We start from the raw sequence: 24285 nt of genomic DNA, 5'->3' as shown, positions 1-24285 counted from the left end.
AACCATTCCTCCTTACAGCCAAGTTGTCTTTTCAGCAAATGGGGTACGCTTTTTTTCGGCAGCAATTTCTTCTGCCGGATAGCCGATGCATAGCGTCCCCACTAATTGCTCCTGGCCGGATGCACCGATAAAATCATGCAGTGCGGTATCATGCACCAAGCCAACGCCTCTTGTACGCCATACCATGCCTAATCCCAGCTGTTCGGCCATCAGCCACATCGACATGATCGCACTGCTTACGGCAAAGACATTATCTTTAGTTGCCCCTTCATCTCCTTCCACAATGGCGGATGTCACGACGATGATCAGTGGTGTTTTCGTGATGGCTTCCATGGAGCTTTTCACTAAATGCGGCTTCGACGGAAAGCGTTTTTGCAGGTAATCAAGTGCAACCTGCTCGTAGCGTTTTAAACTTTCTCCCTGCAATACATAGAAATGCCATGGCTCACGCATGCGGTCATTTGGTGCATATGTGGCTGCTGCCAATAATGTTTCGATTTTATTCCGTTCTACTTCGTGCGGTTCAAAGTTTCGAATCGCACGTCGTTTTTTCAAGGCTTCTAACATAATTCATGCTCCTTTTCTATAAACCAGGCAATTTGATCCCGTATTCCAACCACATCTCCAACCAAAATCATCGATGGATTCGAGATGCCATGAACCTGGATATCCTCTGCAATATTTTCGAGCGTTCCCGTAATCGTCCGCTGATTGGCAGTTGTGCCCCATTCAATAACAGCGGCTGGGGTTGTTCCGCTTTTGCCATTGGCTATTAAACTTTTCGTAATGTGAGCAATGTTGCCAATGCTCATATAAAAAGCGACAGTGTCAATTTGAGCAAGAGCAGACCACTTTAAAAAGTCCTGCTCTTTTTCGGCGCGGCCATGGCCTGTCACAATGGCAAAGCTTGCCGCGTGATCACGGTGTGTCACAGGAATCCCTGCATAAGCAGGCGCAGCAATCCCGGCGGTTATACCAGGAACAATTTCAAAGGGAATACCTGCTTCCCGCAAAATGGCCGCTTCTTCTGCGCCGCGTCCAAACACAAAAGGGTCGCCACCCTTTAAGCGCAGCACCTGCCTGCCAAGGTTTGCCTGTTGTACCAGGACCTGATGGATTTCATCCTGAATCAATCCATGCCTGCCCGGCTCTTTTCCGCAATAAATCAGCTCTGCATCTGCTTTTGCATGTGTTAATAACTCACTATTCACCAGACGGTCATATAAAATTACATCAGCCTGCTGAATGCACTCCAATCCGCGAATTGTCAGCAGTTTGGGGTCACCAGGTCCAGCTCCAACAATATAGACAAATCCTCTCATTGCTTTTCTCCTAAACGCTTAAGCAGCCATTCTTCACATTTTTGCTTATCCCCTTGCTCCATCCACTCCAGAACTTGCGGATGCAAAAGCTCTGCCAACAGCTGCTTTTTCTCATTCCCGGTAAACTTCTCTAAGATTCGCTGACGGGCTTCCTTCAAAAAAGATACATACTGGGCGTAATGCTCTCCATATTGCTCTGCTAATTCTCCCTTCACTTTGCGGGTCAGACCCGGGCTCCCGCCAGATGTAGATACGGTCAAAACGAATTCACCGCGGCGGACAACTGCGGGATTAATGAAATCCACCCTGCCCTTTGCATCTGCCCGGCTGAGCAGCTGCCAATGCTGTGCGGCTTCTTCCACTGCATTGTTTACTTCTTCGTCGTTTGTGACAGCGAATATCAGGGCCGCGTCATCTAAATCAGCCGGTTCGAAAGATTTTTCTTTCCATATCAGAAGTCCTTTATTGATATATTGCTGCAATTTTTCAGTTACCGTTGGGCTGATCACAGTTACTTGGGCTTTTGTCGGCAGCAGCGCCTCAGCCTTCTGGCGTGCCACATGTCCGCCACCGACAATAACCACCTTTTTATAATCAAGATTCATTAATAACGGGAAATAATTCATATCCTGCCTCCAAACAAGCTGACAGCCAATTTTTCACAAGCTGAGGATTCGATGCAAAATGAAAGTGTGTATAGCCGGCTGCAAGATTATCAGTTAAATAGCCTTCCTTCTGAGACCGGAAGCGGCCCTTGCAAAAGTAAGCCGGTGATGAGTGCTCTCCTTCATATGCCGAGTAATGGAATTCATGCCCTTTTGCCTGCTCTCCTTCATTCATTAGGAAGTTGCCAGGAACACCTGTGATTTCCCGATACCCGAGTGCAGCTAATTTATCCTGCATCCTGACCCGGCCCGGAATTACACCGATCATCGGGAATGCCTGTCCTTTTCGATCCACAATTTCTTCTGTTAAATACATAAATCCGCCGCATTCTGCCAATGTCGGCAGACCCTTCTCCAGCGCCGCCTTGATGGAAAGTTTTGATGCTTCATTTTTTGCCAGAGCTTCAGCAAACTCTTCCGGGAAGCCGCCGCCGATATAAAGCCCCTGTGCTCTTTCAGGAACTTCCTCGTTATCGAGCGGTGAGAAGAAATGCAATGTGGCACCATGGGCTCGCAGCAATTCTAAGTTTTCTTCATAGTAAAAGTTAAAGGCCGCATCTCTGGCAACCGCAATATGTACTTCCTGTCTTTCTGGCTGTGCATCAAAAATCGAAGAGGAAACCTCCAGGACTTGGGCTTTCGTTAGTTCCAGAAGCTGATCTATATCGACTGTTTCTTCAATCGCTTCTGCCAAACTTTCAAAATAGGAATCTAAATCACCGCGTTCAATGGCCGGCACTAATCCCAGATGGCGGCTCGGCATCACAGGAACAGCTCCTTTTGGGAGATAACCAATGACAGGAATTCCGCATTCTTGTTCAATCGCTGATTTAACAATGTCAAAATGACTTTTGCTTCCTAATTGATTGGCAAGGACACCAACGATATGGGAACTTTCATCAAGCATTTGAAAACCTTTGACAATCGCCGCCGCACTTCTAGCCATACTTGCCGCATTAACTATTAGAATGACGGGACTTTTTGTAATTCCGCTAATATGGGCAGCAGATCCTTCATTGGATAATGGTGATTTGCCGTCATAAAAGCCCATCACTCCCTCAATAACTGATACATCAGTATCGCAGCTTGCTCTTGCGACAATGGCATTCACGGTATCATGGGACATCATGAAACTATCAATATTTCGGGAAGAGCGTTTGGTGACTGCTGTGTGATACGCCGGGTCAATGTAATCCGGGCCGCATTTAAAGCCCTGCACGGTTAACCCCCGCTTCATCAGTGCACGCATAATGCCGATCGTGAAGGTTGTTTTTCCAACACCGCTTCCAGTCCCGGCCAAAACAAATCGATTCATCCTCTTCCCTCCTCAAAATTGATGCGTGCAATGCTGATGGTCACATTGCCGCTCTTCTTTTTCGCCAGCAGCAATTCCTTCGCATTTGCATACCTCATGGCCGCCGGCTCGCTGACCCCATAAGCGCCGGTATATTTAAAGACGGTGTCCGACGGATTCTGCATAGGAATCTCATTCAGCTCTTCAGGTGTGTATGTAACAAACGGCCAGTTATATTTAGCTGTTAATTCCAGCAGGGCTGCCTCGTCTTTTTTCAGATTAATAGATGCAATCGCTTTGACACTTTTTTTGCTCAAACCTTGCTCCGCCAATGTTTCATCGATTACTCTTTCAATCTCTGCCATTGACGTTCCTCGATTGCAGCCAATTCCAAGAACAATTGATTTTGGACGGTACAGGACGCCATTCTCAAGCAGCGCCTCTTCATGCGGCACTAGAATGCGATCTGTAATAAGGAGTGCCGCTTGTGGCTTTGCCTTGATGGCTTCCTCTATAGATTGATAGATTTTTAGATTGTCCGGCATTTCCCGGTCGTACATCCACCAATTCTTTTCCCCTGTTTCCTGCACGATTGCCACATGATCTTCATTGACAACCGATGCACTGACAGGTGTTAATTTTTCTTCACTATCCCACATCCACCCGAATTGGGCGCCAAATAAATCGACAGGAATCGTTTTTTGAACATCTGATGCGGTGGTCACAACGGGCGACGCCCCAATGGCATGGGCAAATTCATGGGTTAAGGCATTAGCACCGCCAATATGGCCGGATAACACGCTGATGACATACTGGCCTTTATCATCAACCACCAGCACACCAGGGTCCGTCTTTTTATCGATCAAAAGCGGGGCAGTCATGCGGACGACAGCACCGAGGGAAATGATGCAGATTATCCCTTTATACTGCTGGAATAATGCGGGCAATAATAGGCGGACCGTGCCATCAAATAACTGAATTTGCCGTGCTTCTTCATCACCCTGTTCGAATTTTTTCATATAATACAGGTCTGCATACGGGAATATTTCCGCATAGCTTCTTGCATGCGCCACCCCATGCTTTGTAATGGCAACAAGAGCATAGGGTTTGCGCTTATCAATTACCGGCATTTCACCTTCGCGCAAACTAATCATTCGCCGTCACACCTTTACGGAAGCCATGTGTGAACGTTTTGTCATATAGCTTCGAGCGGTATTCTTTTTCATGGATATGCGGGTCCAATGCCCAGCCTGCCAGAATCATCGCATGCTTGCGGATTCCGTTGACACGCATCGCTTCGTCCAGCTCAGACAGAGTGGTGCGGACAATTTTCTGATCCGGCCAAGAAGCACGCTGCACAACCGCAACTGGTGTATTGTCTTCCCATCCGGCTGCCTGCAGTTCCTTTGTGATTTTCTTTGTTAAGGTCGCACTCAGAAACATCGCGATTGTACAATGATGGCTGGCCAAAGCCTGTAATTTTTCACGCTCCGGCACTGGTGTCCGCCCCTCAGCCCTTGTTAAAATAAGCGTTTGTGTTAAATCCGGAATCGTCAGCTCTGCCCCGACTGCTGCTGCAGAGGCAAAAACAGAACTCACCCCCGGCACAACTTCACAGTCTATATCGTGCTGTTTCAATAGTGCCACTTGCTCCATCGTTGCCCCGTACATCGCAGGGTCGCCTGTATGTAAACGCACTACTGTTTTGCCTTCTTGAACACGCTCGACAATGCATTCCACCATTTCTTCAAGATGCATTCCGGCTGTACGGATAATCTCCGCCGACTCCTTGGCTTCCGCCACTAAAGTCTCGCTGACAAGGGAGTCAGTGTACATGACAACATCAGCGTTATTTAATAGCTTTAAGCCTTTTACCGTAATTAAATCTGGATCTCCAGGTCCTGCTCCGATAATCCATATTTTTTTCATTTGCGCACCACCATACATGACAAGTAATTTAATTCAGCACCACGTAGCTCCTGCACATTCCATATGACCTCTTCGTCAGATGTAACCTTTGTCACAACATGTGTTTTGTCCAATAAACTCATTTCATCCAATAGATTCAGCATATCGTCCAATACTTTCGCTACTTTAATGAAGACAATCGCATCATGAGTTTCAATCACCCGCCGCATTTCCTCCATATTCTCGGTTGCCGGAATCATCGCGACATGGTCATCGCCATCAGCCAGGGCAATTCCCAAGCGATTAACAGAACCATTAAAAGACGAGATGCCAGCTACCGTTTCAATTGGAACATCGGGATGCATCTTCTGCATCAGCTTCATTAAATGGATAAATGTGCTGAATAGCATCGGATCCCCTTCCGTAACGAATGCTACATCTTTTCCCTGAGACAGAAAGCCATAAATAGCTTTTGCGGATTTTGTCCATTCAGCCCTTAATGTCTCTTCGTCTTTTGTCATTGGAAAAACCAAACCGAGCATTTCTTTTTCTTCGGGATTTATATACATGTCTACAATTTGATGGGCGTAGGATTTACTGCCTCTTAATTTTTTTGGATAAGCAATGACCGGGCTTTCCTGTAATTTGCGGAATGCTTTTACCGTGATTAATTCCGGATCTCCCGGCCCGACTCCTAATCCATATAAAGTTCCGATTCTCATTTAGTTCTTTCCTTTCTTTGCAGTCACAATAAAAATGGGATTTAACGGTTCGAAGCGCGTTAAATGCAGGATTGGCTTGCTTTTAGAAATCTGTGCCTGCATTACGGATACTTCGCAGCCCCGATTTTTCAAATGCTGCATCGCTTCTGCGAGATTTTCGATTGTGGCAATATTCATAACGAGCCGTCCATTTGGCTGCAGCCGTGAAAGGCATGATTTCAATAAAAGCTCCATATTCCCGCCGTTGCCTCCAATAAAAATCGCATGCGGATCTGGAAATTCATCCAGCCTCTCAGGCGCCTTTCCAAGGACTGCCGTGAAATCTGTCCGATGCTTTAATTGATTCTCCAGGCAGTTTTCCAGATCGCCCTCATTCTTTTCAATCGCATACACGGCACCTTCCCGGGCTATTTTCGCTGCTTCAATTGCAACCGAGCCGGTGCAGGTACCGATATCCCAGACGATGCTGTTTTCCTTCAGCTCTAATTCCTGCAGACAAAGAGTCCTGATCTCCTTTTTCGTAATCAGGCCTTTATCCGGCTTTCTCTGTACGAACTTATCATCCGGAATTCCCAGTGAGGCACGCTCCACTGACACACGCTGCTTTAAAATCACCACATTCAAGGGATAAAAAGACGATTGCTCCATTTCATCCAAAGTGAAAAAGCGGCAGCGTTCATCTTCCCCCTGCAGATTTTCAGCAACAAAAGCATCATACTCCGTCATGCCGAACTTCTTTAAATACGCTGCAATGGCCTGAGGTGAATTCTTCTCATCTGTTAAAATAGCAATCTTTTTCCGCCCGTCAATTCTTTGGGCAAAGCCTTTAATAGAACGTCCGTGCAGGCTGACAATATACGCATCCTGCCAGCTCTCCTGCATTTTTGAAAAAGCGAGCTGAACAGAGCTTGTATAAGGATAAATCTCCAATGGAAGCTTTTTTGCTAATACACTGCCAAGCCCGTAAAACAGCGGATCACCCGACACCAAAATAACCGTATTGCGTGTTTCCTGCTGCAGGTCAGCCGTTAAGGCCGACAAGCCGCCTTTAATCACTTTTTTCTCTCCATTAAATTCCCGGAAAAATTGCAAATGGCGTTCCCCGCCGACCAGGACATCACATTCATGAATCCAGTCTATGTATGAGGGGAGCAAGCCTGCTGCGCCATTATCCCCGATACCAATCATCTTCATCCAATTTGTCAATATTCTCAGCCTTTCCTAGACAGCTTCCGTTCATGGCATACAGAGTTGTCGAAACTTTGACGCTTGCGTTCATATGATTCAGTGCATAATAGCAGCAGTTTCGGCAAAGGGCTTCAAAGAATTCTTCGTTTCCCTGAAGGATTTCACCCACCTGTGAAGCCGTATTTGCCTGTAAAATGTCCTGCTGAATTTCCTCACTGACTCCCACTTTATTGGCCATACCTGCTAAAAACTCGAAACTGACTGGTGCACTTTTCGAGTGCACCATCATGACTCCCTGTGCAACCTTTGAGAATTTCCCCATCATCCCTACAAGAGAGACTTTGGGAATCTTCTTCCTTGCTATATTCTTCAAAGTAAAACCGACAAAGTCGCCCATTTCGATAAAGGCTTCTTCCGGCAAATTCGGATACTGCTTCATGGCAAATTTCTCACTGCGTCCGCCTGTTGTAATGACTAAATGCTCACATCCTGCTTCTTTTGCCACATTGATCGCCTGAGCGATACTTGCCATATAGGCGGAACTGGAAAATGGAACCACCGTTCCCCTTGTTCCTAATATCGAGATTCCTCCGATAATTCCTAATCGGCCATTCAATGTTTTTTCAGCTATTTCTGCACCGTCCGGAACCGAAATGACTACTTCAATGCCCCGATTTACTTTATATTTGTCCATTGCTTCCTGGACGACACCATGGATCATTTTACGCGGCACCGGGTTGATCGCTGCCTGCCCTACCGCTACTGGCAGCCCGGCTTTCGTGACCCGTCCTACACCGATCCCGCCATCTAAATGGATGCCTTCTGTTATGGCATAAGTGACCGTACTTTGAATTCGTGCCTGATGTGTGGCGTCCGGGTCGTCCCCGGCATCTTTGATCGTTTCGCACATGACCCGGCCATCTGACCTATCAAAAGCCGTCACTTTAAAAGTGGCATACTGGCCAACCGGCAGATAAATCGTAACTTCATTTGGCACCTCTCCGGTCACAAGTGCCTGCAGCGCTGCCTTTGTCATGGCTGCGGCACAGGCACCTGTCGTATAGCCGTGCCGCATTTGGGATGGATCTTTTTTATTTCGCTGCTTTTGCCCGTTCATCCGCCATAATCGAAATGGCATTCAGCGCAGCGACCGTCACTGTACTGCCACCCTTTCTCCCTGCATTCGTAATAAATGGGATCCCTTCAAGCACGGCCAGCTCGGCTTTGGACTCTGCCGCTGATACAAAGCCGACTGGCATGCCAATAATTAAGTCAGGTTTTGCGAGGCCTTCTTTAATTAAACGAATCAATTCCAGCAGTGCTGTTGGCGCATTGCCGATAGCATAGATGCCCCCTTCATGCAGACTCGTTGCTTTTTGCATGGAAATGATCGCACGTGTTGTTCCCTGTGCCTTTGCTTCTTTAGAAACATCTTCATCCGCAATATAACAATGCAGGTCCCCGCCATGCTTTTGGAATCGCTTGCGTCCTGACCCGCTTTCAATCATCTGTACATCTGCCACGACATGACGGCCTGCTAAAATCGATTGAACCCCTGCTTCAATGGCATCTGGTGTAAAAATCATGCTTCGCCCCAGCTCGAAATCGGCCGAGGCATGGATGACACGCCGAACCACCAGCCACTGCTCATTTGTAAATGGATGCTCGCCCATCTCCTCTTTAATAATCGCGAAGCTGTGATCATAAATTTTATCCGGATCTACCGTTACCGGTACAAATGTGGTATTAAAGTTCATGTTTGCCATGTGTAAAGCCCTCCCAATTTTTGAGTCACTTCTTCGAAAGAAGTGCAAAAGTTTTCATAATGAAGTGGCGGCCGCTTAATCAAAATAACAGGAATCCCCATCTCCAGAGCAGCTGTCATTTTTTCATCCACAGATCCCACTTTGCCGCTTTCTTTTGTAATCATCAGGGTTACACCGTATTGCTCACAAAGAGCTTTGTTTAATGATTCGGAAAATGGCCCCTGGATCGCAATGATGTCCTTTTGTTTAACGCCAAGCTTATCGCATTTTTCCATGTTTCCTATGTTTGGGAGCATCCTGCATACAAGCCGGATCTCCTCCCGCATCAGATATTTTGTGAAGATTTCCAGCGTTTTGCTGCCGGTTGTCAGCATGATTGTCCCTTTATGCGATTGAGCCAATTTTGCTGCTTCCTCATAGCTTTCAGCTTCAGTGATGAGCTTTGAGGTAAACTGTTCATTTGGCCTTTCGTAACGTATGTAAGGAATGCTGCATGCTTTAGCTGCTGACATGGCCGTTTTTGACGCTTCTTCCGCATAGGGATGACTGGCATCAATTACAGTGGTCATCTCTTGCATCTGAATTAATTCAATCATGTCATTGTCTGACAGCCGCCCCACTTTATAAGAAATGCCTTCAGCTTTCAAGCTGTCAGCTGCCGATTCTGTGACAACGGTTGCCAATAAGGGATAACCTTGATTTTTCAATTGAATGGCTAATGCTCTCGCATCACTTGTGCCTGCTAAAAATAAAATCATGAGATCCTCCTAATCCCCGCATGGTGCCGGCTCTACTTCGATCTTGGAGCTCATATCCTGATAGGTAAAATACTGAATTTTTTTCACGCGCTTAAAATATTTAAAAAGCCGTTCATTTGGATGCGCATTTTCTTTGTATTCTTCGATAATCTCCTTTAATAACGGCACCAGCTGTTCAGGCTCAATTCCCTCTGCCACCGGCTGGGCAGCATGGGCTGTACGGCCAACCGGCTTTGCCCCGATAAATAAATCAAACTTCTTCTTGCGGTAAACAATGCCGATATCATCAAATACCGCCCGATAGCAGGCCATACCACAGCCATTAAAGCCAATATGCAGTTCCTTTGGTAGCTTTAAGCCGCCAAGTTCAGCTGCAATTTCCTCTGCATATGGAATGGATTCTGCCTTCTCCCCGTAGCAAAAATCGCAGGCTTTTACATTTAGAACATCACCTACCGGCATGACTGTCAGATCATGCTGTTCGAGTTTTTCCACAATCGACTGAGGCCGTCCGGTTGGAATCTTGATTAAAAATCGGTGATCCGGTGTATATTCCATGGTGCCTTTCTTGCCAACAGCTTCTGCCAGTACACGCATTTGGTCAGCTGTAATAAATTTATTGGCAACACCAGGCGATGCCGCAAATTCAAAAATATCTACGATTGGCTGCTGCACCAAATGTGTTTGGTCAATCTCCGATTTCGTCACCATCGATAATGCCTTAAATGCCATATCCAAAGAGCTGGATTCTTGTCTTTTTCTCTGGATCTGCTCGTAGCCGGCCTGTGCTTCCCCGGTTTCCTGATTTAATGCCCATGGCTCCGCTTCCTTTTTTAAACGCTGATGCGGCTTTAAGGTTTGCTTCTCTTCACCAAGCGTATACTTGCGCTGATAGCCTCTTGGTGTAATGATTTTATTGTCATAAAAGAAAGTGGAGGAATTCCCGATCACAACTGTTGTCAGCATGCCAATATCATGATCAAGCATTTCCGCCAGTGTCGTCAGAATGACATTTTGATTTTCACGGTAAGCACTTTTCACCAGCCCCACTGGTGTATCAGGAGAACGATATTTTAATAGAATCCTTTGTGCCTCGACAATCTGGCGTGTCCGCCGGCCGCTTTTCGGGTTATATAAAGCAATGACAAAATCCGCCATCCCGGCTGCTTCAATGCGCTTTTCGATCACCGTCCAGGGTGTTAAATGATCGCTCAGACTGATGGTGCAGGAGTCATGCATGACAGGTGCACCCAGTAAACTTGCACATGAATTTATCGCAGAGATGCCAGGAACAATTTCCACATCGATTCCTTCTTCTTCCGTCCAGCCCATTTCGATCAGCACTTCATACACTAAGCCGGCCATGCCGTATACACCCGAGTCACCGCTCGATATCACGGAAACAATATGGCCAGCTTCCGCCCGTTTCACTGCATCCTGCGCACGGGATACCTCTTCTGTCATCCCAGTGCTGACAATGGAACTTGCTGTTACGAATGGCATGATCAGATCTACGTAAGTTTTGTAGCCAATAATGCAATCACTCATCTGCAGCGCATCCACAGCCCGTTTGGTTATATGCTCACGATCGCCAGGACCAAAGCCGACAACAAAGATTTTCCCCTTTTTCATAGGCTTACCTCCAATTAAGAAAAGCACATGCGCCCTTCCTGCTGCCTTACTGCTCAAGCAGGCGGCCTGCGCCATCTAGTTCTCAAAGTTCAATGATTCTTGCCAAATAAAAAATGCCTGCACTCCTTTTCAAAGGAATACAGGCATATGAAATGACAGTATAAAAATAAGCATACTGAAACCCAAAAACAATTGATCATAATTGTCCCGCCTATACTTCTCCCTCCGAAAAGCAAGTGTCGTTTAAATAAGCAGGTTTCCTGACTTAAGCTTCTTCTTACTCTTACACCTTCCCGATTTCTCAGTGGCATTGTAATTTCATCAGCTATTACAGTAGCGGGGGCTGTACCAGATTTTCACTGGTTTCCCTTTTACCTCACAAATAGTGAGCACTTATTCAAATTGATATATTAATTTTTTACTAATATAACATATAATGACCAAATTTGACATATTATTTTTTTCTTAATTTTTTTAATGCTGTGTTAATGCCTTAGACTTTTTGAAATAAGATTTGGTAAAAGACATCAGCAAGTGTGCTCTTCACAAAATGAAACTCGCCGATTGGCTAGTTCTAAGGACACTTCATGAGCAATCCCGCTGATTTTCTCTCATCTAAAATTTTGGAGACCGAAGATTAGCATTATAGTTCTGCACCTTTTATATAATATTCTTCCATTATTTCTTTCGGAACCATACTTCCGCCGGTCGCCCACATGAGATGGACAGCATTTTTCATTTTATCTTTTAAGTTATGATTTTGAACATATTCTTTCCCTTGCTTCTCAGTCGATAACTTTACTGGACCTATGACGCCTGCCAATGCGGAAGGCTCAAGACGAATGTTTTCTGTATCGGCCAATGTGCTTAATAGTTTAAATAACTCATGATCACTTACGGTATAACTTCCGCTTAACAAAGGCTCAATCGTTTGACCGACGAATCCCGATGGTCTCCCAACGGCAAGGCCGTCAGCTGATGTGATGTTGTCAATTCCAAAATCTTGGACCGAAACTTTATCATGCATTCCTGTTACGAGTCCCAGCAGCATACATGGAGAATGAGTAGGTTCTGCAAAGAAGCAATGAACATGATCTTGATACATTAATTTTAAACCAAAAGCGACTCCCCCCGGTCCGCCGCCTACTCCGCATGGAAGGTAAACAAATAGCGGATGGTTTTCATCTACTGTAACATTCAGATCTTCTAATTGTTTTTTTAAGCGACTGGCTGCTACTGCATAGCCTAAAAACAAATCGCGGGAGTTCTCGTCATCAATAAAATAGCATTTCGGATCACGATCAGCTTGTTTGCGCCCCTCTTCGACCGCTTTGCTGTAATCTTCCTTATATTCAACCACCGTTACTCCTTTGCTTTTAAGGAGATCTTTCTTCCATTCCTTTGCATCTGCAGACATATGGACCGTGACTTTAAAACCTAATTTGGCACTCATTATGCCAATACTTAACCCTAAATTGCCCGTAGATCCGACGGCAATGGAGTATTCGGAAAAGAAGTTTCTGAAATTCTCCTTATCAAGGATCGAATAATCATCCGCTACTGATAATAAACCATGTTGGATCGCCAATGTTTCTGCGTGTTTCAACACTTCATATATGCCGCCGCGCGCTTTAATGGAGCCTGAAATCGGAAGGTGGCTGTCACATTTCAGCAAAAATTCCCCTTCTAATGGATGTTCATACATCTGTGATAATTTTTCACGCATCGCGGGGATGGAGACAATAGGAGATTCAATGATTCCATTATTCTCCCTTGTTTCTGGAAAAACCTTTGCAATGTAAGGAGCAAAACGCATTAACCTTTCCTCTGCATCTTTTACATCATTTTCATTAAGCGGAAGCTTCTTAACTTCTGTTTGAAATGGTTTCTTTTTCGGATTTGTCCAAAATACTTCCTCTACATCTACCAGCTCACCTATTAAAGGATATTCTTTTATCCAATCTTGAACCGTTTTCATCACTTATTCTCCTCCAAATGAAATCTTAATGTCCTGAAGTTATTTTAACACCGACAGCCCCTGCATTAATACACATAATCCATAAGGTCGATCTTAAATTTCTAGGTTCATTTAAGAAGAGCATGCCGGCTAAAACACTTCCGACAGAGTCGATGCCGGTCTATATTCATAAGCAGTCCCTACCGGAAGGGAAGTAACTGACAAAGAAAGAAATAAAAGCTTAGACTTCCGCAAACAAGACAACTGATCGTAGAGGGCCACTTTTTAAATCCATCTGCACGCTTCAGACTAATCACACTTCCAATCTTGGCAAAGCCGGCAATAAGAAGAAAAAACCAATCCAATTAAATCAACTCCTAGACCGTAACCTTTCATGTTTTGGGGTTCCCCTTGACTTACTTTTAGTCCAATAATCCCTGTGATCATTAACGCGACAAAAAATACTTTCCATAGATTAATAGTCTCCCCCCAAAAAGCATACTCGGCTGCGACAGTTCCCACTGTTCTTAATCTAGTACTAAAAACACTAAAAAAGGTTCTAATACTGTTCTTCGATGACCATTAATCAAAAAAATACCCCTTTATTCCACAATCCTCCCCGTTATTCGAAGAAGAAATCCGATGCTCTGGAAAAACCAAAAAATGATTAAATATATTAATTTAATTTCCTCCCTTTTTTTATAAAAAACAATTTTTTTGATGATAATGTTCAAATCCCTTTTAATTTTCAATGAAAATCCGAATAATAAACGTTTACATATAATAAAGGTTCGTTTATAATCAAATTTGTGGTTAAATAAATTATTTAAAATCATTCGTATATTCTTAGTATTATGGTCTAAGAGTTTCTACTAGGAGCCAAAAATCCTAACTACGAATGGGTGTGATTACTATACCCATTTATAGTTAGGATTTTTTTCATCTTAGATTTTGACGAACATTACTATTAAAATTATTTTTTTAGGAGTGTATATCATGGAAAATGTATTTGATTATGAAGATATTCAGTTAATTCCTGCTAAATGTGTGGTTAACAGCCGTTCTGAGTGTGATACCACTGTGACACTAGGAGGTCGTCAATTTAAACTTCCTGTTGTGCCAGCCAATATGCAAACAATCATTGATGAAAAGATAGCCCTTTATCTTGCTGAAAATAATTATTTTTATATTATGCATCGCTTTGAGCCAGAAAAACGGCGGTCATTTGTAGAGGATATGCAAGCAAAAGGTTTCTACGCTTCAATTAGTGTTGGAGTGAAAGAAGAAGAATATCAATTCATTGAAGAGCTTGCAGAGGCAGGGCTTACCCCTGAATTCATAACGATCGACATTGCACATGGTCATTCAAATGCTGTCATTAATATGATTCAGCATATTAAAAAACACCTAACCGAGAGCTTTGTCATTGCTGGTAATGTTGGTACTCCTGAAGCTGTGCGAGAACTTGAGAATGCCGGTGCTGATGCGACAAAAGTTGGGATTGGTCCTGGTAAGGTATGCATCACAAAAATTAAAACAGGATTCGGGACTGGAGGCTGGCAGCTGGCAGCACTTCGTTGGTGTGCAAAGGCAGCAAGTAAACCGATTATTGCTGATGGCGGAATACGAACACACGGTGATATAGCCAAATCAATCCGTTTCGGTGCATCGATGGTCATGATTGGCTCCCTTTTTGCCGGACATGAAGAATCACCAGGAGAAACCATCAACAAAGATGGAAAGATTGTTAAAGAATATTTTGGCTCTGCTTCTGAATATCAAAAAGGTGAAAAGAAGAACGTAGAAGGTAAGAAAATGTACGTTGAGCATAAGGGTTCCTTACAAGATACGTTGACTGAAATGGAACAAGATCTCCAATCCTCTATTTCATATGCTGGTGGAACTACTTTAGACTCCATTCGTCACGTAGATTATGTTATTGTCAAAAACTCTATTTTTAATGGCGATAAAGTATATTAAAGCCTTTTACTCAATTGTTCATTAGGATTTTCCTCTGGCTGCGTAGAGGTCAGGGGTTCGAACCCCCTTTGCTCCATACACGAAAACCCTTGCGCAGCAAGGGTTTTTACTATTTATGTTTATGCTATTATTTAATATTTGTCAACGTGTACCTCTTTAGTTGACTAAAGAGGTGCTCATAAAAACCTGTGTGTTATTCGTATACTCCACATCAGCTGCGGAAAGTTCTTTGGTGGCTCTGGTACAAGAACCCTGCCTTCTTATTTGCAGCACATACTGAACCTCTTGCACCCATTACTTTCACAAAGTTAGTAAAAAAATGATGTTTAATTTATTTAAAATGACCTATTTATTGTCCCTTTTACATTGTTAAATTCATGCCGTTTATACTGGACCATAGATACAATGCCAAGAATCGGTCCAATCGCTAAACAGGCAAAGACCCATTCCCAGCCAACTAACCTCTGAATAATAGGGATTAGATTTATAGAAAATATAGTGATCAGGAAACCAATACACATTTGAAAAGTCAGGGCTGTTCCTACATACTCAATTTCTGCAACTTCTGAAACTGCGGCAGAAAACTGGGCAGAATCTGCGATGACAGACATTCCCCAAATGATAGAAAGGAGTAAGGTTAACCAAATAGATTGACCAAAAGTAGAACCAATCAAGATACAGCAAATGGCACTGATAACCATTGAAATAATCGTCAGATTAGCTCTTCCAATTTTATCTGAGACCAATCCGCCTGCTACACTGCCAATTCCCCCTGCAATCCCGATGATCAAAAAAGAGGATAATGCAATAAACCAGGGAGGAATCCCTGGAGAATAGCTTGTAAAACTAGCGGCCAAAAAGACTGGAATCCAGCTCCACATCGCATACAATTCCCACATATGCCCAAAATAACCGTAGTTCGCAAGCATTACTGGTTTATTCGATACTACCTTTTTAATTAATTTAAATGAGAAAGGTATTTTTTTAATTGTTACTGGAGCATCTTTTAAAACCCAATTAACAATGATAGCTGCCAGGAGAGCCAATATTGAACTGCAAATAATCACTGATTGCCAATTTAAAGAAGAAGAGAATATAACAATAAAATGCGGCAAAGAGGACCCCAGCGTTAAGGAGGCTATTAAGATGCCAACAGCAAGCCCGCGTTTTTTTGGAAACCATTGCGATAAAATTTTCACAGCTGTCGGGTATACACCTGCAAGTGATACACCGGTTAATATCCTAAGAAGGATACCGAAAAAAGCCTGATCTGCCAGAATAAGCAAGAGATTCAATAGTGCCCCTAGAAACGCTGAAACCGCAAGAACCTTTCTTGGATTAAAACGATCTGCTATCCCAAAATATGAACTAACTAATGCACCTATCACAAAACCAATTGGGACAGAAGCAGACAGCCATGCTTCTGAGCTGGAGCTGAGATTCCATACTTGAATTAGCTCAGGAGCTATAACCGAAGCACTAAACCATAAGCTTAATGCACATAATTCAGCTATTCCAATCCAAATTAACGCTCTCCATGAACCTGGAATCATGATATCCCTCCCTTAAATAATGAGTAATATTATAATTATACAGAATATAACAGTCCGTTCTTCCGTAAAATAGATTTATTTTTTAGAATATCAGATTAACTACCATTCTTTCCACACTATCTTCATTTCGTCGTTATTCATCCAGATTAACTACCATTCTTTCCACACTATCTTCTTTTTCGTCGTTATTCATCCATTTAAGATAAAGTAAATTAAGGTTTTTAGTATATTAGATTAAGATGAAGCATAAAAAAACCGGACAGCCATCATGGTCATCCGGTTAATCCTGGTAAATAATCACACAGAAACATACAAATGTCTGCGATTGCTCTCATGCACCTATTTCATTATTAGAACTAACTTTATCAGTTTTCCGATTTTTGAAGTAATAGAATAGATAGCTGGCAAGCAGGAATCCTATTCCAATAAGCAGTCCTGCCAGCTGAGTTGGGTCAAAGGCCAGGAATACCAGGATCGAGACACAGAATATAATACAGATCAGCGGGATGATTGGGTAGAATGGAACTTTGTATTTTAAATCCTCTGCCTTTCCGCCTGCTTGTATATACTTACGCCGGAACATGAATTGAGAGAGAGCGATTCCCATCCATGAGATGGTGACAGAAATACCAGCAATGGACATTAATAACACAAACACGGTTTCAGCTGCAAATACGCTTGTGAGTAATGATAAAAGAGAAAAGATCATGGTGAATACCAGAGCAGTGAACGGAACCTTTCGTTTTGAGAGTTTTCCAAAAACTCTTGGTGCCATTCCATCATGGGCCATCGCCCAAAGTAAGCGGGTCGAAGCATAAATACAAGAGTTTCCTACTGATAAAATAGCGGTTAAGATAACAAAATTCATGATATCAGGGGCAAATGGAATTCCAGCCAAATCCATTAAGGTTACAAACGGGCTTTCTAATATCCCGAGCTCCTGTGTTGGAAAAATGGCGGATAATATAATAATAGAAGCAATATAAAAAATGATGATTCTAAAAAGGACATTTCGAATCGCACGAGGAATATTCTTTTGAGGCTCCTCGCTTTCACCGGCCGCAATTCCGATTAATTCTGATCCCTGATAGGAAAAGATGACATTCATCATCGTTACAAACACGATGGCAATTCCAGCAGGGAAAAGGCCTTTAGGAGCTAAATGTTCCATATATGGCGCCGGCCTGTCCGCCAGTGGTATGATGCCCAGAATGGCACTGAAGCCAATAATAATAAAGAAGATCACAGCTACCACTTTAATGCCGGAAAACCAATATTCCGCTTCAGCAAAGCCTCTTGTTGTTAAGGCATTGAGTGCGAATAAAAGAAGGATGAATATGGCACACCACACCCATACCGAGATATCCGGAAACCAGCGTTTCATCAAAATTCCGGCAGCCGTAAATTCTACTCCAGCTGTGGTGGCTGACCCAATGAAATACATCCAGCCTAACGAGAAACCAGCCGAAGGACTAATGAATTTACTGGCATAAGTCTGGAACGATCCCGTAACAGGCATGTACACAGCAAGCTCCCCCAGGCAAACCATGACAAGATACAAAATGACTCCTCCGAATAAATACCCGATTAAAGCCCCTCCTGCCCCCGCTTGATTGATCGTGTAGCCGGCGTTTAAAAACAGTCCAGTTCCTATTACTCCACCCAAAGATAGCATAAATAAATGACGGCGCTTCATCGACCGGTTTAATTGATTCTTCTGACCCTCTTGCTCTACCATCTTGATCACATCCCTTAATTAAATTGGCATCAGACACATTAAGCTTTCGTGAATTATCCACCCTGAATGGACAAAACCACCATTTTGTCAGCTAGTTGCGCCTGACACCATTAGGTGCTTTTTTGCCAGCATCTTGACCATCCCTTCTACAAGGGCGGGTACTTCTTCGAAGGCGCTTTTGATGTGGAGGCGTTCGGTTCGTTTGTGGGCGTCTTTTCCGAATGGACCTACATTTAGTACCGGTGCCTGGAGCTGTGTCATTTCATCGAATGGAATGCTGTAGCTGCTGCCCCAAACCGGCGTGTTTTCTTTAAATACGATCCAGCCGTCACCAGCATCCTGATAATTGACATAGCTCAAATCGCTAATCCCATTAAAATAGTGAACCTGGTTAACAGGCAGCCCAAACTTTTCAAAGCCTAGTTGTTTTACATATTCAATGCATTCTGCGACCAGCTTATCCTCAGAGGAATTGACTGCCGGATAATAAGGCGGTGCATAAAGCAAAACGATTGCCGGTGTCAGCTCCTGGCACTGAATGATTAAGGCATCAGCAATTCGGATAGTTTTCTCCCGGTCATCCCATTCCGCTTTTTTCTGTACCAAGTCTTTGATGCCCGCAACAAAATCTGCACCAAATTTTCGAACGGCATGCTTTTCCAGTTCTTCATAACGCAGCACCCGCACTTCTCCGATGGGAGATACATTCCGTTCACTGCAGATTTCTTTATAGGCTTCGTTGCAGGCGTGAGCCGCATTTAGCGCTACCTTTTCGAAAATATCCATGATTTCCGCGGCATTTCGTTTCATTAAAAATACATTGTACAAAGCCGCTGAACGATAAGGTGTTTGCGCGGAATACTCCAGCCGCAGATCCTTTTGCTGCAGTGTCACCGGAAGCGGAGTTTGTTCTCCCATCTCCGTTTCCTGCAGTGTTAAATTCCACTCCATTCTTTGTGTTAGAAATGAGGCAATATAAGGCGCTGTAATGCCGCTAAGCGGTTCCCCCACATGCGTTTCTTTTCCATAAAAAAGAGCGGCAGGCATGATTTTACCAATAGAGCCTGAATACACATAATAGTTCCTGTCACCCGGTTCCTGCGTAAATACCGGTTCCCCGTTCAAGAAAAGCTTATAGGTGAGCTGATGTTTATCCTTCAATTCTAAAAGTTTCTGAACCGCTGCACGCATACCGGAAGAGTTAACTTCTTCATCCGGAACCGTCAGCAAAATAAGGTTAATAGGCCAATGTTCAACAGCAGCTTTTTCTAATAATCCCATATGCATGACAAGCCCCATTTTCATATCCATCGTGCCCCTGCCAAATAAGAACTCTCCCGAGAGAAGATCCTGCCTGGCTTCTTCCGGCAGCTCTTCAATCCTGGAGTGAAGCAAATTCGTCAATTCCTCCGGCAGATGCGCGTACTCCTGAAGATCGCCATATTCTTCGGTATTTACTGTATCAAAATGGCTGATTAACACGACCGTTTCCGTGGCATCAGGATGTTTATATAAAGCGGTTACAAACCGACGGCCCAAATCGGCATCATGGAGCCCCAGGTGATCAGGATTCTCTCGAAAATAGGTCAACTCCTTGAGCTTCTCTGTCACCTTACAAGAAAATTTACGCTCTCCATCCGTAAGTGTCATGCTTTTCCAGCTTACTACTTCACACAATAACCTGCGCAATGCATCCGGGGTTCCCCACCTTAGCTGTGTCATAACTAAACGCTCCTTCTATGCAAATTAAAACGACCATTTTTCAACTAGTATTAAAAACGAAGAGACAAACAGCTTAATCCGCCATCAAGTTTACGGAACTCAGATGTATCAAGTTCAATCGTCTGGAAGCCGGCTTCATTAATTTTTTGCTTTGTATGCGGGTATCCGGACGGGATGATGATATAGTCATTGACGCGAATACAGTTTGCTGCATATTCCTCTTCCGGAGGAACAACAATTTTTTGATAGGAAATAAAATCCGGGTGGTCTACAAATTCTCCAGCAACGACAATCGTTTGATTGCCTATATATGCTATTCCGGTTTTCAGGTGGAAGAATTTTTGTAATGGAACGATGGTTGCATTATAGCCTTCGGATTCTAAAATTTGCTTAAGCTGTTCGGCGCCTCCCTGGTTTGTCCGGGTAGAGATCCCAATGTAAAAGTGATCTTCGATTTGTAAAATATCGCCGCCATCAAGTGTTCCAGGCGCTTTAATATAGTAGATCTTATCAAAGAAGGATTTAATTGCCGGCTCTATTTCGTGAATTTCGCCATTTCTTTTTTCCGCACCAGGGTTGGAAATGACTGCGAACTCAGCAGTTAAAACAGCTGTATCTTCTACAAACGTAGAATCCGGGAATTGATCATTGCTATGAAGAACAGTTACTTCTGTACCGCATGCTTTAAGTGCTTCAATATAGGCATCATGCTGCTCTAATGCTTTATTTAAAATAGGTGTTCCAAGGTCAGATGTTGTTAATCCATTGATAAAAGTTGTGCCGGGTCTTTTTACAATTGTGTTATGAAACATTTTTGCAGCTTGTGATGATTTTGTTGTTGATTCTCTTAACATGTGTTATTCCTCCATCTACTCTTATGATTTATTAATTTTGGTTAAACACGTTCCACAGGACATGTGAGACATGTTGGTCCTCCTGTGCCTAAATATGAAATTTCATTACCTTCGTATTCATAGACGGTCGCCCCTGCATCCAATAGTCCCTGTTTGGTTTGAGGATTTCCGGAAACCATGACACAGATGCGCGGTGCAACAGCCAGCACATTACAGCCAAGCCGCTGGTATTCATCGTCCGGTACTTCAACCAGCTGGAAACCGTGTTTCAGAAGCAACTGTCTTAGAAATACGGGCATAAGCCGTGAATACACCACAGCAAGATTTTCATCTACGATGCTTATAAAAGACATAAGGTGAAGACATTCCTCTTCTCCTTGATCATGCGGGAGCGGGACAACTATACATTCCTCAACTATCTCTTTTGTCATTTCTTTAATTTGGCGAATCGCCTCATCGTTTGTCCGATAACCGCGTCCAATTAATAAAGTCCGGTCATCCAGCCAAACAAGATCTCCCCCGTCAGCTACAGCATCACCAGTTAATTCTCCCAAAATCGGGATATTTTTTTCCTGTAAAAATTCTTTATAAATTTCTGCTTCAGGCTGACGTAATTTTTTCCCTGATTTTAGAATCATTGCGCCTTTTTTCGTAAATTTAACGGGATCATGGGCATAAAGCGAATCCAGCCCCGCCTTTTCTGAAACCGGCAGAAATTTAATATGGCCGACATGCTTCTTGATTATGGATAGAAACTGTTCGTATTCCTGCTGGGCTTTCATATAATCCGGCTCACTGATATAGTTAAACTTTTTCCACTCACTTCTTAAATGCTCCTGGCTGATAAAGGCTTCTTTTGGATGCTTTACAATGACAGTGTTTAGCTTTTTGTACATTGAAGTCACCAATCGGCTTAACCTCCTTTTTCCACATATCGGAATAGGTTTCCTCTGACAGGAAAACTTATAATATGATATTATAGTGATAGATTCTTCATGTCAATATATTTTGAATTTACTGACTAATTTATTTCAATACACCAATGTAAATTAAAAGGAATGGAAGGATAAAAGATGCAGACAATCGATCGTGCCATGCAGGTAATCAAGGTTTTGTCTAAAAATGATACAAGAATGTGGATTTCCATTACAGATTTATCAAAGGAATGCGACTTGCCTGTCAGTACACTTCATCGCCTCCTGCAATCCATGAAGCAGCACGGGCTTATTCAGCAGGACCCCGATTTGAAATTATATTCCATGGGTAACACCTGGTTAGAATATGGACTTAAAATGTATGACACCTTTGATTTTGTTGGACTGATTCGCCCAGAGATGGAAAAATTAATGCATGAGGTGGAGGAAAGTGTGTATTTTAGCAAGCCAATTGGATTAGAATCACTTGTAGTCGAAAGAATTGATTGTCTCAACAATCCGATTCGAATCAATGATCAGCTTGGTATTCGTATCCCGCTGAATATTGGGGCAGCAAACAAAGTGCTGTTAGCTAATATGCCAAACTCCGAGTCTGTTAAAGCTATTAATTCCTTAGTGCCATCTGAGGAAAGAGATTCGTTTATAAAATTATTGAGCAAAGTTAGAAGACAGGGCTATGGGGAGAGTCATGGCGAACAAACGCCTGGAACCTCATCTGTCGCTGCGCCTATTTTCGATCACGCCAATGAACTCTTAGGAGCTATAAGCATCGGATATGTTAATTTCAATATCACAGAAGAAAGACAAAACTGCTTAATTGAAAAAGTAATCGAGTACGGTATGCGAATCTGCAATAAATTAGGCAGTAAAAACTAAGGTAATTAAAAAAGAGTGCATTTTAACAACAAGGATTAGGAAGAAAATTGTCCTTAAGTCTAAATAACATTTAAAAAAACGCAAGGTTAAAAATTGCCTTGCGTTTGAAATGTATTAACCAGCAAATTAGTTACCTGTTCAACCCAAAAACACTTAAGAAAACCATTTCATAGATTCAGGTTTTAATTAGTCAGAAATGAAAAAATGCATCCTTCACACTGTACCTTTCTAGTCTCTTGCATATATACTAGTATCCGTTCTGCTATTAAATCCTCGCTCTTTAGAATTCCTTCTAACTCGCACCCTAACTTTTACCTCCCTGCAATTATTAATATATGTGCCATTCCATTGTATAAATAGTTTTTGACGCTACACGAAATGCTCCTTCATATCCTTTTCCCGTTTTACTTACCCTGGTCATATGCATTTTTTGTAAAAAAGTATGGAAAAATATTTATTGTGTCTTCATTAACCTTTGTAATGACAGTTTAATTCTTTCCTGATCAGACAAATTGGCTAAAAAATTAAAATTAATAAGTAATTGAGGTGACAGTACATGCCAATGATAAATATGAACAGTGCCAGCCTGTATTATACTGTAAAAGGAAGCGGAACTCCGATTGTTTTTATCCACCCGCCTGTATTGACTTCAGTAAACTTCCAATATCAATTAGAAGAACTCTCAAAAAATTTTCAGATAATTACTTTTGATATACGCGGACACGGAAAAAGCCCATACTCCCCAGAACCAGTAACCTATCCACTAATTATTGAGGATATCATTCGACTATTGGACCACCTTAATATAAATAAAGCGTTTTTATGCGGATATTCTACTGGCGGTTCTATTGTTTTAGAATTCATGCTGACGTTTCCTGAAAGAGCTTTGGGGGGAATTTCAATTGGGGCAATGCCCGATGTAAATGACGATTACTTGAGAAAGAAGATTTCTTTAGGAATCAAGCTTTCAAGCAAAGGGGCTATTAACTTATTAGCCTGGTCCATCTCCTGGAATAATTCAAATAATCTCAAGCTGTTTAAAAATATGTTTTCAGAAGCAAAAAAAGGGGATTACCGCAACATTGAGCAATATTACCGCTATAGTCTAAAATACAATTGTGTCAATCAGCTTAATGAGATTAATTTGCCTACCTTATTGGTTTATGGTAAGAAGGATAAGCCCTTTCATTCCTATGCAAGGCAATTGCATGAGAAATTGCCACAAAACGAATTATACTTTATCGAGAATGTTGACCACCGTATCCCGACCAAAGCTGCAAAAGAACTAAACCGGCTAATTTTTCAATTTGTAAACACAAAATGACAGGTATCTATAGGTACCTGTCACCATTCACTATTTATTGATAAATCATCTCGGGCTACTCTTTATTTGGCTATCTTTTCATGGGCAGTTC

22 protein-coding genes and 2 riboswitches are annotated in these 24285 nt (G+C 42.8%); of the genes, 3 read left to right on the top strand and 19 right to left on the bottom strand.

Going from position 1 to position 24285, the window contains the following annotated elements; genetic code table 11:
• Nucleotides 1–12: 12 nt before the first annotated feature.
• From CE058_RS00955 to CE058_RS24920, 14 genes are all read right to left on the bottom strand, one after another.
• Entirely contained in the window at nucleotides 13–567 is a 555-nt protein-coding gene (locus tag CE058_RS00955; protein WP_163139684.1) for a nitroreductase family protein, read from the bottom strand.
• Nucleotides 561–1322, bottom strand: coding sequence for a uroporphyrinogen-III C-methyltransferase (gene cobA, locus CE058_RS00950; RefSeq protein ID WP_163139682.1), 762 nt, complete (start codon nucleotides 1320–1322; stop codon nucleotides 561–563). The genes CE058_RS00955 and cobA overlap by 7 nt, the downstream gene beginning before the upstream one ends.
• A complete protein-coding gene (locus CE058_RS00945; RefSeq protein WP_163139680.1) occupies nucleotides 1319–1948 on the bottom strand; it encodes a precorrin-2 dehydrogenase/sirohydrochlorin ferrochelatase family protein in 630 nt (209 codons plus the stop codon). The genes cobA and CE058_RS00945 overlap by 4 nt, the downstream gene beginning before the upstream one ends.
• Nucleotides 1917–3302: a cobyrinic acid a,c-diamide synthase CobB gene (locus tag CE058_RS00940; RefSeq protein ID WP_163139678.1), complete on the bottom strand. Its 1386-nt coding sequence runs from the start codon at nucleotides 3300–3302 to the stop codon at nucleotides 1917–1919. The genes CE058_RS00945 and CE058_RS00940 overlap by 32 nt, the downstream gene beginning before the upstream one ends.
• On the bottom strand, nucleotides 3299–4435 hold the full coding sequence (locus CE058_RS00935) for a cobalt-precorrin 5A hydrolase (protein ID WP_163139676.1): 1137 nt from the start codon (nucleotides 4433–4435) through the stop codon (nucleotides 3299–3301). The genes CE058_RS00940 and CE058_RS00935 overlap by 4 nt, the downstream gene beginning before the upstream one ends.
• On the bottom strand, nucleotides 4428–5210 hold the full coding sequence (gene cobM / locus CE058_RS00930) for a precorrin-4 C(11)-methyltransferase (RefSeq protein WP_163139674.1): 783 nt from the start codon (nucleotides 5208–5210) through the stop codon (nucleotides 4428–4430). Before cobM ends, CE058_RS00935 begins: the two co-directional genes overlap by 8 nt.
• Nucleotides 5207–5911, bottom strand: coding sequence for a precorrin-2 C(20)-methyltransferase (cobI, locus tag CE058_RS00925; protein ID WP_048008639.1), 705 nt, complete (start codon nucleotides 5909–5911; stop codon nucleotides 5207–5209). The genes cobM and cobI overlap by 4 nt, the downstream gene beginning before the upstream one ends.
• Nucleotides 5912–7105, bottom strand: a complete 1194-nt coding sequence (gene cbiE, locus CE058_RS00920) for a precorrin-6y C5,15-methyltransferase (decarboxylating) subunit CbiE (protein ID WP_163139807.1) — start codon at nucleotides 7103–7105, stop codon at nucleotides 5912–5914. It abuts the gene before it with no gap.
• On the bottom strand, nucleotides 7080–8216 hold the full coding sequence (locus CE058_RS00915; RefSeq protein ID WP_163139805.1) for a cobalt-precorrin-5B (C(1))-methyltransferase: 1137 nt from the start codon (nucleotides 8214–8216) through the stop codon (nucleotides 7080–7082). The genes cbiE and CE058_RS00915 overlap by 26 nt, the downstream gene beginning before the upstream one ends.
• Nucleotides 8191–8865 carry a precorrin-8X methylmutase gene (locus CE058_RS00910; protein WP_076258628.1) on the bottom strand — a complete coding sequence of 225 codons (675 nt, stop codon included), beginning with the start codon at nucleotides 8863–8865 and terminating at the stop codon, nucleotides 8191–8193. Before CE058_RS00910 ends, CE058_RS00915 begins: the two co-directional genes overlap by 26 nt.
• A complete protein-coding gene (gene cobK / locus CE058_RS00905) occupies nucleotides 8853–9623 on the bottom strand; it encodes a precorrin-6A reductase (protein ID WP_163139672.1) in 771 nt (256 codons plus the stop codon). The genes CE058_RS00910 and cobK overlap by 13 nt, the downstream gene beginning before the upstream one ends.
• A gap of 9 nt (nucleotides 9624–9632) precedes the next feature.
• On the bottom strand, nucleotides 9633–11255 hold the full coding sequence (cobJ, locus tag CE058_RS00900; protein WP_163139670.1) for a precorrin-3B C(17)-methyltransferase: 1623 nt from the start codon (nucleotides 11253–11255) through the stop codon (nucleotides 9633–9635).
• Nucleotides 11256–11488: 233 nt separating this feature from the next.
• Nucleotides 11489–11667: riboswitch (cobalamin riboswitch) on the bottom strand.
• 231 nt (nucleotides 11668–11898) lie between these two features.
• Entirely contained in the window at nucleotides 11899–13233 is a 1335-nt protein-coding gene (gene dsdA, locus CE058_RS00895; RefSeq protein ID WP_163139668.1) for a D-serine ammonia-lyase, read from the bottom strand.
• A 179-nt stretch (nucleotides 13234–13412) separates the two neighbouring features.
• The gene (locus tag CE058_RS24920; RefSeq protein WP_250802464.1) at nucleotides 13413–13529 is read right to left on the bottom strand and encodes a DMT family transporter; all 117 of its coding nucleotides are present in this window, start codon (nucleotides 13527–13529) and stop codon (nucleotides 13413–13415) included.
• A 499-nt stretch (nucleotides 13530–14028) separates the two neighbouring features.
• A riboswitch (purine riboswitch) is annotated at nucleotides 14029–14127 on the top strand.
• Nucleotides 14128–14208: 81 nt separating this feature from the next.
• Here CE058_RS24920 and guaC point away from each other — a divergent pair.
• Complete coding sequence (gene guaC, locus CE058_RS00885) at nucleotides 14209–15192, top strand: GMP reductase (RefSeq protein ID WP_048008633.1); 984 nt, start codon at nucleotides 14209–14211, stop codon at nucleotides 15190–15192.
• 335 nt (nucleotides 15193–15527) lie between these two features.
• Here guaC and CE058_RS00880 read toward each other — a convergent pair whose 3' ends face one another.
• The 5 genes from CE058_RS00880 to CE058_RS00860 all read right to left on the bottom strand — a co-directional run bounded on the left by CE058_RS00880 (nucleotide 15528) and on the right by CE058_RS00860 (nucleotide 21955).
• On the bottom strand, nucleotides 15528–16745 hold the full coding sequence (locus CE058_RS00880) for an MFS transporter (protein ID WP_163139666.1): 1218 nt from the start codon (nucleotides 16743–16745) through the stop codon (nucleotides 15528–15530).
• A gap of 331 nt (nucleotides 16746–17076) precedes the next feature.
• Nucleotides 17077–18483: an amino acid permease gene (locus CE058_RS00875; RefSeq protein ID WP_163139664.1), complete on the bottom strand. Its 1407-nt coding sequence runs from the start codon at nucleotides 18481–18483 to the stop codon at nucleotides 17077–17079.
• Nucleotides 18484–18570: 87 nt separating this feature from the next.
• The gene (locus CE058_RS00870; protein WP_163139662.1) at nucleotides 18571–20205 is read right to left on the bottom strand and encodes a M20 family metallopeptidase; all 1635 of its coding nucleotides are present in this window, start codon (nucleotides 20203–20205) and stop codon (nucleotides 18571–18573) included.
• A gap of 50 nt (nucleotides 20206–20255) precedes the next feature.
• A complete protein-coding gene (locus tag CE058_RS00865; protein ID WP_163139660.1) occupies nucleotides 20256–21059 on the bottom strand; it encodes a dimethylarginine dimethylaminohydrolase family protein in 804 nt (267 codons plus the stop codon).
• A gap of 41 nt (nucleotides 21060–21100) precedes the next feature.
• Nucleotides 21101–21955 carry a dimethylarginine dimethylaminohydrolase family protein gene (locus CE058_RS00860; RefSeq protein ID WP_204260498.1) on the bottom strand — a complete coding sequence of 285 codons (855 nt, stop codon included), beginning with the start codon at nucleotides 21953–21955 and terminating at the stop codon, nucleotides 21101–21103.
• A 177-nt stretch (nucleotides 21956–22132) separates the two neighbouring features.
• On the opposite strand from CE058_RS00860, the gene CE058_RS00855 reads away from it, so the two are divergent.
• Nucleotides 22133–22870 (top strand): IclR family transcriptional regulator, encoded by a 738-nt coding sequence (locus CE058_RS00855; protein ID WP_048008627.1) that lies wholly within the window; start codon nucleotides 22133–22135, stop codon nucleotides 22868–22870.
• A gap of 556 nt (nucleotides 22871–23426) precedes the next feature.
• Complete coding sequence (locus CE058_RS00850; protein ID WP_163139656.1) at nucleotides 23427–24194, top strand: alpha/beta fold hydrolase; 768 nt, start codon at nucleotides 23427–23429, stop codon at nucleotides 24192–24194.
• Nucleotides 24195–24285: the final 91 nt, after the last annotated feature.

Source organism: Bacillus sp. 22-7 (assembly GCF_010628845.1).
GTDB lineage: Bacteria > Bacillota > Bacilli > Bacillales > Cytobacillaceae > Cytobacillus > Cytobacillus firmus_B.
The sequence above is the reverse complement of the archived record's forward strand: the minus strand, read 5'-3'. Positions and strand labels throughout refer to the sequence as shown.